Origin of the sequence: Facivitalis istanbulensis (genome assembly GCF_040560405.1) — a bacterium.
In the GTDB taxonomy this organism is placed as follows: Bacteria; Pseudomonadota; Alphaproteobacteria; order Sphingomonadales; family Sphingomonadaceae; genus Sphingomonas; species Sphingomonas istanbulensis.
The window spans coordinates 16,704-32,263 of sequence record NZ_JAVSCQ010000010.1 but is presented as its reverse complement, the minus strand read 5'-3'; the positions used below and the strand labels follow the sequence as shown (position 1 = coordinate 32,263).

The 15,560-nt window shown below is 67.2% G+C and carries 9 protein-coding genes and 1 other RNA gene; 7 read left to right on the top strand and 3 right to left on the bottom strand.

All coding sequences use genetic code 11. From position 1 onward, the window contains the following. Positions 1-31: 31 nt before the first annotated feature. Positions 32-967 (bottom strand): L-threonylcarbamoyladenylate synthase, encoded by a 936-nt coding sequence (locus RN629_RS08305; protein WP_407034794.1) that lies wholly within the window; start codon positions 965-967, stop codon positions 32-34. Positions 968-1,092: 125 nt separating this feature from the next. On the opposite strand from RN629_RS08305, the gene RN629_RS08300 reads away from it, so the two are divergent. The 4 genes from RN629_RS08300 (at position 1,093) to RN629_RS08285 (ending at position 6,549) form a co-directional block, all read left to right on the top strand. Beyond that, positions 1,093-1,911, top strand: coding sequence for an arylamine N-acetyltransferase family protein (locus tag RN629_RS08300; protein ID WP_407034859.1), 819 nt, complete (start codon positions 1,093-1,095; stop codon positions 1,909-1,911). Between the two features lie 218 nt (positions 1,912-2,129). Continuing rightward, the gene (poxB, locus tag RN629_RS08295) at positions 2,130-3,854 is read left to right on the top strand and encodes a ubiquinone-dependent pyruvate dehydrogenase (protein ID WP_407034793.1); all 1,725 of its coding nucleotides are present in this window, start codon (positions 2,130-2,132) and stop codon (positions 3,852-3,854) included. Continuing rightward, positions 3,854-4,369 (top strand): FUSC family protein, encoded by a 516-nt coding sequence (locus RN629_RS08290; RefSeq protein WP_407034792.1) that lies wholly within the window; start codon positions 3,854-3,856, stop codon positions 4,367-4,369. Before poxB ends, RN629_RS08290 begins: the two co-directional genes overlap by 1 nt. A gap of 302 nt (positions 4,370-4,671) precedes the next feature. Next, positions 4,672-6,549 (top strand): glycoside hydrolase family 127 protein, encoded by a 1,878-nt coding sequence (locus RN629_RS08285; RefSeq protein WP_407034858.1) that lies wholly within the window; start codon positions 4,672-4,674, stop codon positions 6,547-6,549. A 31-nt stretch (positions 6,550-6,580) separates the two neighbouring features. On the opposite strand, the gene RN629_RS08280 is transcribed toward RN629_RS08285, so the two are convergent. Further along, a complete protein-coding gene (locus RN629_RS08280; RefSeq protein WP_407034791.1) occupies positions 6,581-7,012 on the bottom strand; it encodes an RrF2 family transcriptional regulator in 432 nt (143 codons plus the stop codon). A gap of 36 nt (positions 7,013-7,048) precedes the next feature. Here RN629_RS08280 and ssrA point away from each other — a divergent pair. Beyond that, positions 7,049-7,396: a transfer-messenger RNA gene (ssrA, locus tag RN629_RS08275) on the top strand. A gap of 287 nt (positions 7,397-7,683) precedes the next feature. Here ssrA and mutS read toward each other — a convergent pair. Then, positions 7,684-10,257, bottom strand: a complete 2,574-nt coding sequence (gene mutS, locus RN629_RS08270; RefSeq protein WP_407034857.1) for a DNA mismatch repair protein MutS — start codon at positions 10,255-10,257, stop codon at positions 7,684-7,686. 348 nt (positions 10,258-10,605) lie between these two features. Between mutS and RN629_RS08265 the strand changes: the two genes are divergently transcribed. After that, positions 10,606-12,864 carry an NADP-dependent malic enzyme gene (locus tag RN629_RS08265; RefSeq protein ID WP_407034790.1) on the top strand — a complete coding sequence of 753 codons (2,259 nt, stop codon included), beginning with the start codon at positions 10,606-10,608 and terminating at the stop codon, positions 12,862-12,864. 222 nt (positions 12,865-13,086) lie between these two features. Then, a complete protein-coding gene (locus tag RN629_RS08260) occupies positions 13,087-15,462 on the top strand; it encodes a TonB-dependent receptor (RefSeq protein ID WP_407034789.1) in 2,376 nt (791 codons plus the stop codon). Positions 15,463-15,560: the final 98 nt, after the last annotated feature.

The window sequence follows — 15,560 nt, the reverse complement described above, 5'->3', positions numbered from 1 at the left end:
GGTCGCCTCCCGGCCTTCCCTGCCGATTTGCCTAGCGCGTCGCGGCGCGGCGCAGCCGATCGTTGATGGCCGCGCCGATCCCGTCCGCCGGGATGGGGGCGATCGCCAGCCGGGCATGGTCGCTCGCATCGGCGCGGTGGAGCGCATCGAACAGCCGCGCCGCCGCCTCGACCGGATCGCCCGATGCCGACAGCGTGTCATGCCCGGCGACCGCGCCGAACCCGATCAGCCATTCGTCCGCCGCCGCCTCGGTCGCGTTCAGCCGCAGCGCCTTGCGGGGCGCATAATGGCTGGCGAGCTGGCCCGGCGCGGTGACGAGGGCGGGGGTCTCGGGGCCCTGTTCGACGGTGCCCAGCACATCGGCGAGCATCGCCGCCGTCACCGGGCCGGGGCGCAGGATGATGCGGCCTGCGACGATGGTGGATTCCAGCCCGGCCTCGGTCGCGCCGTCGTCGAGGATCGGTATGGCGGGGCCCAGGCTGGCGCGGACATGCTGGCTGCGCGTCGGGCTGATCCCGCCGCTCGCATTGGCGGACGGGGCGGCGAGCGGGCGGCCACTCTCCGCCAGCAGGGCCTGCATGGCGCGGTGGCGCGGCACCCGGATCGCGACCGTGTCCAGCCCCGCCGTCACCAGCCCGGCGATCGCCGTGCCCAGGCGCAATGGGCGCACCAGCGTCAACGGCCCGGGCCAGAAGGCCTGCGCCAGGGCCAGCGCATCCGCATCGAAATCGGCGATCGCCCGCGCCGCCGCCAGATCGGGCACGTGGACGATCAGCGGGTTGAACGAGGGGCGCCCCTTGGCGGCATAGATCCGCGCCACGGCCTGCGCATCGGTGGCGTCGGCGGCGAGGCCATAGACCGTTTCGGTCGGCACCGCGACGATGCCGCCCGCCAGAATGACGCGCGCGGCGGCGCGGACAGCGGAAGGGCCGAAGGCCAGGGTGGCGTCGTCGTCGGGAAAGTCCATGATCGTGCCGGGCTATAGCGGCTTCGGGGATGAGGCAGAAGGGGGCGGGCAAAAGGGGGATTGGGCGAACGTCGATGGTGCCGGCCCCCTTCGACAAGCGGCACGGGGCACCCTATCTGTGGGCCATGTTCCATCTCGACACTTATCTCGCCCGCATCGCCCTGCCTTCGCGCGTCACCGTGGATGCCGAGGGGCTGGCGCGGCTGCAATGGGCGCATCGCCTGGCCATTCCCTTTGAAAATCTCGACATCAGGCTCGGCCGTCCGATCGGGATCGACAGCGCGCGCGTCTTTGGCAAGCTGGTGATCGGCAAGCGCGGCGGCTATTGCTTCGAGCAGAACCGGCTGTTCCTCGACGCGTTGGCGGCGCACGGGTTCGAGGCGCGGCCGCTGCTGGCGCGTGTCTGGCTGCGCACCACCGACGTGCCTCCGACGACGCATGCGCTCAGCCTGGTGACGATCGGTGAACAGGACTGGATCGCCGATGCGGGCTTCGGGGGCAGCTATTCGCCGCCCATGCCGCTGGTCGACGGGGCGGAAGCGGAGGCGCCGGACGGCGCGCGCTTCCGGCTGGTCCGCGATGCGCAGCATGGCTGGATGCTGTTGCGCAACGGCCATCCCGGCAACACCGATGGCCGTTCGACCGGCGAAGGGTGGCAGCCGCAATATAGCTTCACCACCGACAAAGTGTGGGAGGCCGATCTGGCGATGGGCAATCACTGGACCTCGACCGCCGAGGACAGCCGGTTCCGTCAGGCCAATATCGTGAGCATCATCCTGCCGCGGGGCTTCGCCACGCTGACCGACCGGCAATATCGCCGGCGCGTCGCGGAGGACGAGACCGATGCCGCGATCACCGATCCGCGCGTCTATCGGATGCGCATGAGCCTGATGTTCGGCATCGACCTGACACCCGAAGAAACCACCGCCCTGTTCGATCAATAGGCGGTTGCGGGCAGGCACGGCATGCCCGGTCGATCCGTCGGCCGGCCATGCCGCCGCGCATGGGGCGGTCGCAACGGCCCGCCGCGCCGATCCGCCTTCGGGCTTCGAGCATGTTCTGGCGGCAATCACGGTTGCAGCAACTTCATGTCTTTGACGCGAAGCCAATCGTACGGGCGATCGTTTCCTGTCCGTTACCATCAACAACGAACGGAATCACCATGGCCGAGACGATCGCCGATCTTCTGAACCGCACACTGGTCGAGGCGGGAGTCGAGCGGATCTGGGGCGTAACGGGCGACAGCCTCAACGCGTTCAACGATTCCCTGCGCAAGTCGGGCGAGATCGCCTGGATGCATGTGCGCAACGAAGAGGCCGGAGCCTTCGCCGCCGGAGCCGAGGCCGCCGCGACGGGCCAGCTGGCGGTGTGCGCGGGCAGTTGCGGGCCGGGCAATCTCCACCTCATCAACGGGCTGTATGACTGCCATCGCAACCATGTGCCGGTGCTGGCCATCGCTGCGCATATTCCGTCGAGCGAGATCGGCCTTGGCTATTTCCAGGAAACCCGCCCGACCGAATTGTTCCGCGAGTGCAGCCATTTCTGCGAGATGGTGCAGGATGCGCGACAGATGCCCGAACTGCTGCACCGCGCGATCCGTACCGCGATCGGTCGGCGCGGCGTGGCGGTGCTGGTGATTCCGGGCGACGTTGCGTTGCAGGAAGCGCCCGCGACGCGTGCCGTGCCCTTCCCCGCGCTGGCCACGCCGCGCCTGGTGCCCGATGCCGGAGCCCTGGGGCAGGTTGCCGAATGGCTCAACGGGTCGAAGGCGGTCACGCTGCTGTGCGGATCGGGCACGGCGGGCGCGCATGACGAGGTGGTGGCGCTCGCCGCGGCGCTGAAGGCTCCGATCGTCCATGCCTATCGCGGCAAGGAATGGATCGAATATGACAATCCCTATGATGTGGGGATGACCGGGCTGATCGGTTTCGCGTCGGGCTATCACGCGATGATGGAATGCGACACGCTGCTGATGCTCGGCACCGACTTTCCCTATCGCGGCTTCTATCCCGACAAGGCGAGGGTCGTACAGGTCGATCGCGATCCCGGCGCGCTGGGCCGCCGCGTCCCGCTCGATCTGGGCGTGGTCGCCGATGTGGCCGAGGTGGCGCGCGGGCTGGTGCCGCTGATCCAGGGCGAGCGCGACGGCACGTTCCTCGACAAGGCGCGCGCGCATTACCGGGATTCGCGTAAAGGGCTCGACGATCTCGCCACCCCGCGCGACGGCGACAAGCCGCTGCACCCGCAATATGTCGCCAAGCTGGTCGACCGGATCGCGACGGAGGATGCGGTGTTCACCGCCGATGTCGGCACGCCGGCCGTCTGGGCCGCGCGCTATCTGACCATGAACGGACGGCGCCGTCTGGTCGGGTCGTTCAACCATGGATCGATGGCCAATGCGCTGCCCCAGGCGCTGGGCGTGCAGGGCGCATTTCCGGGGCGGCAGGTGGTGTCGCTGTCGGGCGATGGCGGGCTGGCGATGCTGATGGGCGACATGCTGACCGCCGTGCAGATGAAGCTGCCGATCAAGATCGTCGTCTTCAACAACTCGACCCTGGGCTTTGTCGAACTGGAGCAGAAGGCGTCGGGCTATGTCGACACCAATGTCGCGTTGCAGAATCCGGATTTTGGCGCCATTGCCCGGGAGATGGGCTATTTCGGCGTGCGGGTGACGCGATCGGACGCGCTGGAAGGGGCGCTGCGCGAGGCGTTCGCGCATGACGGCCCGGCGCTGGTCGATGTCGTGACCGAGACGTTCGAGCTGGTGATGCCGCCCAAGGTCAAGGTCGAACAGATCAAGGGCTTCAGCCTGTACGCCGCGCGCGCCGTGTTGAGCGGGCGCGGGGACGAGGTGATCGAACTGGCCCGGGCCAACCTCTTCCGTTGATGCGCCCACCCGCCCTGCGCTCCTGGGTCACGGCCCATCTGTCCTGGGCGGAGACGATCCGCGCCGCCGCGTTCGTGATTCGATGCACGGGCGCGGCGGTGCTGGCGCTGGTGCTCGCCAAATGGCTGCATCTCGACCACCCGGTCTGGGCCAGCGTCTCGGCGTTGGTCGTGTCGCAGGAAAAACTGGGGGACACCCATCGCTCGCTGAACTGGCGCGTGCTCGCGACCCTGATCGGGGTGGGGGTGGCGCTCGCCGTCGCGCTGGCCATGCCCTGGGCCGGGCCGGAGGGGATGCTGGCGGTCGCGGTCGGCGTGACGGCGGCCATCGCGCGGTTTCGCAGCGATCTGCGGGCCGGCATGTGGACCTCGGTCATCGTGTTGCTGACGGTGCCGCCGGGCGGCACGGTGCCCGCCTCCGCGATGGCACGGGCGCAGGAGGTCTTGCTCGGCGTGGCGATCGGGGCGGCGCTGCACTGGCTGGCCGATCGCCTGCTGTTCCGTCGCGCGGCATAAGCCGGAACGACGACGGCCAGCGATCTGGAACCGCGTCCGATTCGGATGTCAGACAAATGAATAAATATTCAACCAGGATGTTCGTCGGGGCGATACTGATCCGATAGGCGGTTCGGTTCGGTGGATCCTTAGGAACAGGCGAATCGTATCAAGGAGCGATGTTTTTAGCAAAGTTCGTTGCCGATCCGGCGTGACGGCGCTACGCTGGCAAAAAATATATTAGTCGGAGAAGAGTCTTGGGTCGCTGTCACCATGCCGCGCCGTCGCGCCGCGATGTCCTTGCCACCGCCAGCATCGGGGCGATGGCCGCCGGATGGGGGATGGCGCTGCCCGCCAGCGCCTGGGCGCAGACTCCGCCGGTCAAAACCGGGCCAACCCCCGTCGTCCAGCCTTTCGACATGGCCGACGTCACGCTGCCGGAGGGGCCCTTCCTCCATGCGCAGAAGATGACCGAGGCGTATCTGATGCGCCTGCAACCCGATCGGCTGCTCGCCAATTTTCGCACCAATGCGGGGCTGAAGCCCAAGGCGCCCGTCTATGGCGGCTGGGAGTCGGAGCCTCAATGGGCGGACATCCATTGTCAGGGCCATACACTGGGCCATTATCTATCGGCCTGCGCGCTCGCCTATCGCGCGACGAAGGACAGGCGCTATCGCCAGCGGATCGACTATATCGCGGGCGAGCTGGCCGCGTGCCAGCAGGCGGCGGGGACCGGCCTGGTCTGCGCCTTCCCCAACGGGCCCGCGCTGGTCGCGGCGCATCTGCGCGGCGAGCGGATTACCGGCGTGCCCTGGTATACGCTGCACAAGGTCTATGCGGGGCTGCGCGACGCGGTGCTGCTGGCGGACAGCGAAGCGGCGCGGCCGGTGCTGATCCGGCTGGCCGACTGGGGCGTGGTCGCCACCCGGCCGCTGTCCGACGACCAGTTCGAGACGATGTTGCAGACCGAATATGGCGGCATGAACGAAGTCTATGCCGACCTCTATTTCATGACCGGCAACGAGGAATATCGCCGCGTCGCCGAGCGCTTCTCGCAAAAGGCGATCATGACCCCGCTGGCGCGGGGGCGCGATTATCTGGACGGGCTGCACGCCAACACCCAGGTGCCCAAGATCATCGGGTTTCAGCGCGTCTATGAGGCGACGGGCGATGCGCGCTATCGCGACGCGGCGGCCTTTTTCTGGCGCACCGTGGCGCATACCCGCTCCTTCGCGACCGGCGGGCATGGCGATGGCGAGCATTTCTTCGCCATGGCCGATTTCGACAAGCATGTGTTCTCGGCCAAGGGGTCGGAGACCTGTTGCCAGCATAACATGCTCAAGCTGACCCGCGCGCTGTTCCTGCACGATCCGCGCGCCGAATATGCCGATTATTATGAGCGGACGCTCTACAACGGCATCCTGGCGTCGCAGGACCCCGACAGCGGCATGGCGACCTATTTCCAGGGGGCGCGGCCGGGCTATATGAAGCTCTATCACACCCCGGAGGACAGCTTCTGGTGCTGCACCGGCACGGGGATGGAGAACCATGTCAAATATCGCGACTCGATCTATTTCCACGACGATCGCGCGCTGTACGTGAACCTGTTCATCCCATCCTCGGTGACGTGGCGCGACAAGGGCGCGGTGCTGACCCAGGTGACGCGCTTCCCCGAGACACCGTCGACGCAATTGCGCTGGACGTTGCGCCAGCCGACCGAGCTGACGCTGAAGCTGCGCCATCCGGGGTGGAGCCGGACCGCGGTCCTGCTGGTCAACGGGGCGGAGGTGTCGCGCTCGGACAAGCCCGGCCGCTATGTCGAGGCACGCCGGACGTGGAAGACGGGCGACACGGTGGAATGGCGCATGGCGATGGAGCCGGGCGTCGAGAGCGCGCCCGCCGCGCCGGAGATCGTCGCCTTCACCTATGGCCCGCTGGTGCTGGCCGGGGCGCTGGGGCGCGAGGGGCTGGCCCCCGGCGCGGACATTGTCGTCAGCGAACGCAAATATGGCGAATATAACAACACGCCCTTCCAGCCGCCGATGCTCAGCGGCGAGCCGGACGTGCTGGCACGGCGGATCAGCGGCACGGGCCAGCCGCTGGAATTCGCGGTTCCGGCGGCGGATGGACGCGCGGTGCGCCTGATCCCCTATTACCGCATCGCGCATGAGCGTTATGCGACCTATTGGAAGCTGACCTGACCGGACGCTGATCCGAACCGGGCGGAAAGGTCTACGCCGCCGCCAGTTTCCGGGCGGTGGCGTCGGCCAGGCTGGTGCCGTCCAGGATGCGGGCGGTTTCGTCGCGCACCCGCATCATCGCATGGCGGATCGCGCAGTCGGCCTCGCTCTTGCAGTCGTTGCAGGGGCGATAGGCGGTCCGGCTGACGCAGGGGACCAGCGCAAGCGGCCCTTCGATCGTGCGGATGATGTCGCCCAGCGAGATCAGGTGCGCGGGCCGTGCGAGGCGGTATCCGCCCATCTTGCCACGCTGGCTGTCGAGCAGGTTCGCGCCCTTCAGGTCGGCGAGGATCAGTTCCAGGAACTTGCGCGGCACATTGGCCTCGGCCGCGATCCGCGTCATCGAGGTCGGAGGGCCCTCTGCCGGCATCTCCGTGAGGAACAGCATCGCGCGCAGCGCATAACGGGACCGCTGGGTCAACATGGGGCCTCCATGGACGCAAAATGGGGCGAGCGAAAGGCATTTGCGTAATGGCGCAGGGCTTCCTATATCGCATCGTGCCGGGTTCGCCCGGCTATGACGATAAATTGCGGCGAGTAATAGACGCAGCGGACCCGGGGGCAGTACCCGGCGGCTCCACCATAAAAGGTGGTGTATCTGGACACCGTTTCTGACGGGGCCGAACCAGGATCGACGTGTGTTGAAAAGCGCTGTTTTCGTTCGGAATGGGACCACCGCAACGGCCCATACTCACAAGTGCCAACGATAACGAAGCACTCGCGATTGCGGCGTAATTGAGGGCCTCACGGCCTGACGTTACACCAAAATAGCGCGGTTGGACCCCACCGGGCAACAGAAGGGGATTCCAGCGGTACGGGGAGCACCGGGCAACAGAAGCTCCCCACTTTCTTTTTTCGTGAGATGATTCGGTAAGGCTTCGGGCCTTGCCTTCGACATCGCTCAGGCGGAACGGCGTTTGGGGAAGTTTCCCCATTCTCGACACAGCCCGACCCCGGCGAAGGCCGGGGCCCAGAATCCTCGCGGCTGGTGGTGCGCCACGACGGCGAAGGGGAAGCAATCGCATCCCGCCTTCGATCATTCCCTGCAACGGGGCCCCGGCCTTCGCCGGGGTGGAAGGTGAGGGGCTGGGGGCCTTACCCTTCCCGTGCCAGCGCCTTCAGCCGGTACAGTGCATCCAACGCCTCTCTTGGCGAGAGTGCGTCGACGTCGAGCTTCTCCACCTCCGCCCGGATCGCATCGCCCTGCTCTTCCTCGATCTGCGCGGCGGCGGCGGCGAAGAGGGGCAGGTCGTCCAGCCCCGCCGCCAGCCCGCCGGTCTTGGCGCGGCCCGCCTCCAGCTTCGCCAGCACTGTCTTGGCCCGCGCCACCGTCGCGGGCGGCATCCCCGCCAGCCGCGCCACCGCTAGCCCATAGGAGCGATCCGCCGGCCCCTCCGACACTTCATGCAGCAGGACCAGTTCGCCCTTCCACTCGCGCGCGCGGACATGGTGGAGCGACAGCGCCTCGCACCGCTCGGCCAGCCGGGTCAGCTCGTGATAATGCGTCGCGAACAGGCAGCGGCAGCGATTATCCTCATGGATCGCCTCCACCACCGCCCAGGCGATGGCGAGGCCGTCATAGGTCGAGGTGCCGCGCCCCACTTCATCCAGAATCACGAAGCTGCGCGGCGTCGCCTGGGCCAGGATCGCGGCGGTTTCGACCATCTCGACCATGAAGGTCGAGCGGCCGCGCGCGAGGTTGTCCGACGCGCCGACGCGGCTGAACAGCCGGTCGACCAGCCCGATCCGCGCATGGGTCGCGGGGACGTAGGAGCCGGCCTGCGCCAGCACCGCGATCAGCGCGTTCTGGCGGAGAAAGGTTGATTTGCCGCCCATGTTCGGGCCGGTGACGAGCCAGAGCCGCGAGCCTTCCGACAATTGGCAGTCATTGGCGACGAACCGCTCGCCCGCGCGCGCCACCGCCGCCTCCACCACCGGATGACGGCCGCCCGTGATCTCGAAACAGGGATGATCGACCAGTTCGGGGCGGACCCAGCCCCCCTCGACCGCGCGTTCGGCCAGCCCGCTCGCCACGTCCAGCCGGGCGAGCGCGTCCGCCGTCGCCGCGATGGCTTCGCGCGCGGCGAGCGCGGCGGCGGTCAGATCCTCCAGATGCGCGGCTTCGGCTGCCAGCGCATGGGCACCCGCCTGCGCGACCTTGCTGGCGACCTCATGCAGTTCGGGGGTATTGAAGCGGACGACGCCCGCCAGCGTCTGGCGATGGGTGAAGCCCGATTCCGGCTTCATCAGCGCGTCGGCCGAGCGGGCGGGCACCTCGACATGATAGCCGAGCACGCCGTTGTGGCGGATTTTCAGCGCGGCGATGTTGGTCTTCTGGCGGAACTCGGCCTCCAGCGCGGCGATCGCGCGCCGCCCGCCCGCGCCCGCGTCGCGCAGATCGTCGAGCGCGGCGTCATAGCCCGCCGCGATATAGCCGCCCTCGCCCGCGTCGATCGGGGGGGAGGGGACCAGCGCGCGGCGGAGCAGGTCGATCAGCGCGCCATGTCCGCGCAACCGGGGCGTCGTCTCGCGGAGCAGGGGCGGCCCGTCGGTCAGTTGCTCCGACAGCGCCCACGCCCCGTCGAGCCCGTCGCGCAACTGCCCCAGATCGCGTGGGCTGCCGCGCCCTGCCGCGATCCGCCCGATCGCCCGGCCGATATCGGGCAGCGCGCGCAGCGCCGCGCGCAACCGTTCGCGGAGAGCGGCATCGTCATGGAAATGCTGCACCAGGTCGAGCCGTGCCTCGATCGTCGCCCGGTTCATCAGCGGCGCGCCGATATCCCCGCCCAGCGCGCGCGCGCCCGCGCCGGTGACGGTCCGGTCCACCGCATCGAGCAGCGAGCCCTTGCGCTGACCGCCCGCCGTCTGGGTCAACTCCAGGCTCTCGCGCGTGGCCGCGTCGATCGCCATCGCCCCCGCCGCCTGGCACAGGACCGGCGGACGGAGAAAGGGCAGCGCGCCCTTGGCGGTATGGTCGAGATAGGCGACCAGCCCGCCCGCCGCCGACAGCCCGGCGCGGCTGAACTGGCCGAAGCCGTCCAGCGTCGCCACGCCGTAGAGTCGCTTCAACCGATCCTCGGCCGCGCCGCTGTCGAAGGTCGCGGTCGGCCGCAGGCTGGTCGCGGCGTCGGCATGGGCACCATTCTCGGCCGCGACTACTTCGGCAGCGGCCAGCCGCGCGAGTTCGGCGCCCAGCGCCTCCGCCTTCACGTCGATCACCACGAACCGCCCGGTCGAGATGTCGGCGGCGGCCAGCGCCACCGCGCCGCCCGCCTCGCCGATCGCGACGCACCAATTGTCGGTCCTGGCGTCGAGCAGCGCCTCCTCGGTCAGCGTGCCGGCGGTGACGACGCGAACGATCCCGCGCGCGACCAGCGCCTTGGACCCGCCGCGCGCCTTGGCCTCGGCGGGCGTTTCGGTCTGCTCGGCGATGGCGACGCGGTGCCCCGCCTTGATGAGGCGTTGCAGATAGGCGGTCGCGGCATGGACCGGCACGCCGCACATCGGAATCTTCTCGCCGCCATGCTCCCCGCGCGCGGTCAGCGCGATGTCCAGCACGGCCGAGGCGATGCGCGCATCGTCGAAGAACAGCTCGAAGAAATCGCCCATGCGATAGAAAAGCAGGCAGTCCTCCGCCTCGGCCTTCAACGCCAGATACTGCGCCATCATCGGGGTGGGGGTGGTCATCGAGGCGTCTGTTCCAGATTCAAAACGGCAAGAGCGGGACAGGGCATGCCGAATTCGTCGGCACCCGGTGCGGGAATGGATGGTGCGCTATAGCGGGGCGTCGATCGGCTGGCGAGACTCGGGGCCCGAGGCACGGCGCGGATCGCTTTTTCGATGGTGCGGTGCGGCATGATGGTGAAGGCAAAGGGCCTGGCTCGGTCGCCCGATAATCTGGCCCGATAATCCGGATGGACCAGACGGCAAAAGTGACGCGCGACAGGGTTGTCAGCCGTGCCCGAAAGCTTCAAGAGCCGTAGCGTCCCTGTATCCACAGCATCGAAGGCCGCGCGCATGTCCGACGAACCCACCGACCAGTTCTCCGAACGCGAGGCCCTGCTGTTCCACTCCGAGGGACGCCCCGGCAAGATCGAGATCATCGCGTCCAAGCCGATGGCGACGCAGCGCGACCTGGCGCTGGCCTATTCGCCCGGCGTCGCGGTGCCGGTGCAGGCGATCGCTGACGATCCCGCCGCCGCCTATGACTATACCGCCAAGGGCAATCTGGTCGCGGTCATCTCCAACGGCACCGCCATCCTGGGGATGGGCAATCTGGGCGCACTGGCCGCAAAGCCGGTGATGGAAGGCAAGGCGGTCCTGTTCAAGCGCTTCGCCGATGTCGACTCGATCGATATCGAGCTGAAGACCGAGGATGTCGACCGGATCATCGACGCGGTCGAACTGATGGAGCCGAGCTTCGGCGGCATCAACCTTGAGGATATCAAGGCCCCCGAATGCTTCATCATCGAGCAGACGCTGCGCGAGCGGATGAACATCCCGGTCTTTCATGACGACCAGCACGGCACCGCGATCATCTGCGCCGCGGGGCTCATCAACGCCTGCCTGCTGACCGAGCGGCAACTCGACGAGATCAAGGTCGTGGTCAACGGCGCGGGCGCGGCGGCGATCGCCTGTACCGAGCTGATGAAGGCGATGGGCGTCCGGCACGAAAACGTCATCATGTGCGACCGGACCGGCGTGATCTACCAGGGCCGCGAGGACATCAACCAGTGGCAGTCGGCGCACGCCGCCGTCACCGACCGCCGTACCCTGACCGAGGCGCTGTCGGGCGCGGACGTGTTCCTGGGCCTGTCGGCGGCGGGCGCGCTCAAGCCCGAGATGGTCAAGGACATGGCGCCGTCGCCGATCATCTTCGCGATGGCCAACCCCGAACCGGAAATCCGTCCCGAACTGGCCAAGGCCGCGCGGCCCGATGCGATCGTCGCGACCGGGCGTTCGGACTATCCGAACCAGGTCAACAACGTCATCGGCTTCCCCTTCATCTTCCGCGGTGCACTCGACGTGCGCGCGACGGGCATCAATGACGAGATGAAGATCGCCGCCGCCAACGCGATCGCCGAGCTGGCGCGCCAGCGCGTGCCGGAAGAGGTGGCGCTGGCCTATGGCACGCAGCACAGCTTCGGCCCCGAATATATCATTCCCGCGCCGTTCGACCCGCGCCTGATGGAGCTGGTGCCTTCGGCGGTGGCCAAGGCGGCGATGGATTCGGGCGTGGCGACGCGGCCGATCCTGGACATGGACGCCTATCGCCAGAAGCTGCGCGCGCGGCTCAACCCGACCACCTCGGTCCTGACGCTGGCCTATGAAGGCGCGCGCGCGCATCCGAAGCGCGTGCTGTTCGCCGAGGGCGAGGAAGAGGTGGTGCTGCGCGCCGCCATCGCGTTCAAGGAAGGCGGCTATGGCACGCCGGTGCTGGTCGGGCGCGACGACGTCTATGACAATCTCGCCGCGCTGGGCGTCACCAACCCCCGGGAATATGAAGTCCATAACAGCCGCACCTCGGAAATGGTGCCGCAGATGGTCGATTTCCTGTACCAGCGGCTCCAGCGGCGTGGGTATCTGAAGCGGGACGCCGAGCGGCTGATCAACCAGGATCGCAACATCTTCGGCTCGGTGATGCTGCAAATGGGCATGGCCGATGCGATGATCACCGGCATCACCCGCACCTATGCGCAGAGCTTCCGCGAGATCCGCCGGGTGATCGATCCGGTCGACGGCAAGGTGCCGTTCGGCATCCATCTGCTCGTCGGGCAAAGCCACACGGTGTTCATCGCCGACACCACGGTCAACGAGCGTCCCACGGGCGAGGAACTGGCCGACATCGCCGAGCGCACCGCCGCGGTCGCGCGCCGCATGGGGCATGAACCGCGCGTGGCGTTCCTGTCCTACTCGACCTTCGGCAATCCCGAGGGGCAGTGGATCGACAATGTCCGCGACGGCGTGGCCGCGCTCGACAAGCAGCAGGTCGGCTTCGAATATGAAGGCGATATGGCGCCCGACGTCGCGCTGAACCCGAAGCAGATGGCGAATTTCCCGTTCTCGCGCCTGTCGGGGCCGGCCAATGTCCTCATCATGCCGGGTCTCCAGTCGGCCAATATCTCGGCCAAGCTGCTGCGCGAACTGGGCGGCGACAGCATGATCGGCCCGATGCTGATCGGCATGGAGAAGCCGGTGCAGATCGCGCCGATGACCTCGACTGCGGGCGATCTGGTCACGCTGGCGGTGCTGGCGGCGGGTGGTATCGCGCGCTGATCGGACCCGAGTAACGTTCGAACGGGGCCGGGCAGGGCAACTGTCCGGCCCCTTTTTTCGTGCCGGTGCCGGAATGCGGACCGGCCCGCCGCCGCCCCATCGTTGCAAGAAAGTAACGGTCCGCCGGCGTCATGCGCCAGTCACGCCTTCGTCTTCGAGCCGTCATGCACGCCCCGCAAGCGTCATCCCACACGGGGGCCTCCTCTTTAGGGATAAATGACGATGTTGAAGCTTCTCGCCGGTGTGGCGACCGCCGCGTTGATCGCGCCGGTCGCAAGCGCACAGACCCTGCCGGCCCAGGCGGCGGTCAGCAACGCGGTGGCCGACCCGAAGACCGCCGATGGCGATCAGGCGGGCGCGTCGGGGGACGTGGTCGTGCTGGGCTTCGGCCAGAGCCGCCAGGTGCAGACCGTGACGGCGGCCGATCTCGATCGCCTGACGCCGGGCACCTCGCCGCTCAAGGCGATCTCGAAGCTGCCGGGCGTCAATTTCCAGGCGGCCGACCCGTTCGGGGCCTATGAATGGGCGACCAAGATCAGCCTGCGCGGCTTTGACCAGAACCGCCTGGGCTTCACGCTCGACGGCGTGCCACTCGGCGATATGAGCTATGGCCCGACCAATGGCCTGCATATCAGCCGCGCGATCATCTCCGAGAATATCGGGAGCACCAGCGTCGCACAGGGCGCGGGCGCACTCGGCACCGCGTCGACCAGCAATCTGGGCGGCACCATCCAGTTCACCAGCCGTGCGCCGTCCGAAACCGCCGGGATCGCCGCCTCGGGCACCTATGGCAGCAACGACACCGTCCGCGCCTTTGTCCGTGCCGACAGCGGCGATCTGGGCGACGGGCTGAAGGGCTATATCAGCTATGCCTATCTGACCACCGACAAGTGGAAAGGCTATGGCAGTCAGCGTCAGCATCAGGCCAATGCCAAGCTGGTGAAGGAATTCGGGAATCGCGGTTCGATCACCGGCTTCTTCAACTTCTCCGATCGGCGCGAGCACGATTATCAGGACCTGAGCCTCGATATCATCAGGCGTCGGGGCTATTATAACGATAATATCTCGAACAATTATCCGCTGGCGGTCCAATATGCCAAGCAGGCGACCAATGGTGCCGCCGCGGCGGCCTATGCGGCGGCCAATAACGGATCGCTGACCGGCTTCAACGCGCCCTATGCGAATGTGGGGATTGGCCTGCCCAATGGCGTTAAGCTCGACGATGCTTATTATGACGCGGCGGGTTTGCGGCGCGACTATCTGGGCGGCATCATCTTCGACGCCCGGCTGACCGACAATCTGTCCCTGACCTCGACCAGCTATTATCATCACAACAAGGGTCAGGGGTCGTGGATCACGCCCTACAACCCGACCACGATGGGCGCGCCCAACGCCGATGGCACGCCGATCACCAATCCCGCGCCGGTGTCGTTCCGCACGACCGAATATCGCCTGGACCGCGCCGGCACGATCGCCAAGCTGGCATGGACCACCGGCACCAACAAGGTCGAGCTGACCGGCTGGTACGAAAGCAACACGCTGCACCAGGCGCGTCGCCTGTACGGCATGACCGACACGGCTACGCCGAACCGCCGCGCGACGGATTTCCAGAGCAATCCGATGTCGACCGCGTGGAACGGCAAGTACGATACCGAGACGCTGCAATATTCGATCGGCGACACGCTCGATATCGGCCAGCTGACGATCAACGGCGGCTGGAAGGGCGTCCGCGTCCGCAACCAGGCCAATACGCTGGTCGGCGCGCTGGCGCGGGGCACGATCAAGAGCGAGGACTGGTTCCTGCCGCAGATCGGCGCGGTGCTGCACCTGGGCAATCAGGCGGAGGTCTTCGCCAGCTATACCGAGAATATGCGCGCCTTCATCGCCGCCGCGACCGCACCGCCCTTCGCCATCGCCCAGACGGCGTTCGACAGCGTTTCGGGCACCGTGCGGCCTGAAAAGTCCAAGACGGCCGAGGGTGGCGTGCGCATCCGTACCGGCGGCCTGCAACTGTCGGCGGTCGGCTATTATATCGACTTCTCCGACCGGCTGCTGACCTATTCGATCGGCACCGCGATCCAGGGTATTCCGCCGACGCTGAACAATGTCGGTGGCGTGGAAAGCTATGGCGCGGAGCTTTCCGCCTTTTATCGCCTGACCTCGGCCTTCTCGGCGCTGGCCAGCTATTCCTACAACCATGCGACCTATCAGCAGACGGTGCGCGACGGGCAGGGCAATCTGCTCTCCGAGAAGGGCCGCTATGTGGTCGATACGCCGCAGAACATGGTCAAGGGCGAGTTGGTCTATGACGACAGCCATGTCTTTGGCCGGGTCGGCGCGGACTATATGTCGAAGCGCTACTTCACCTATCTGAACGACCAGTCGGTCGCGGGCCGCGTGCTGGTCGATGCCAGCATCGGCTATCGCTTCCCGGCGGCATGGGGCGGCTTCTCGATCGAGGGCAGCGTCACCAACCTGACCGACAAGCAATATATCTCGACCATCGGCACCAACGGCTTCACCGCCAGCGGCGACAACCAGACGCTGCTCACGGGCGCGCCGCGCCAGTGGTTCGTGACGTTGAAGAAGGGCTTCTAAGGCAAGATGCGATCAGCCCCTCCCCTTCGGGGGGAGGGGAGCAATCGGACATCACCCGGATCTAAACCGGGCGAAGGGGCGGGCTGTTCGCTCGCCCC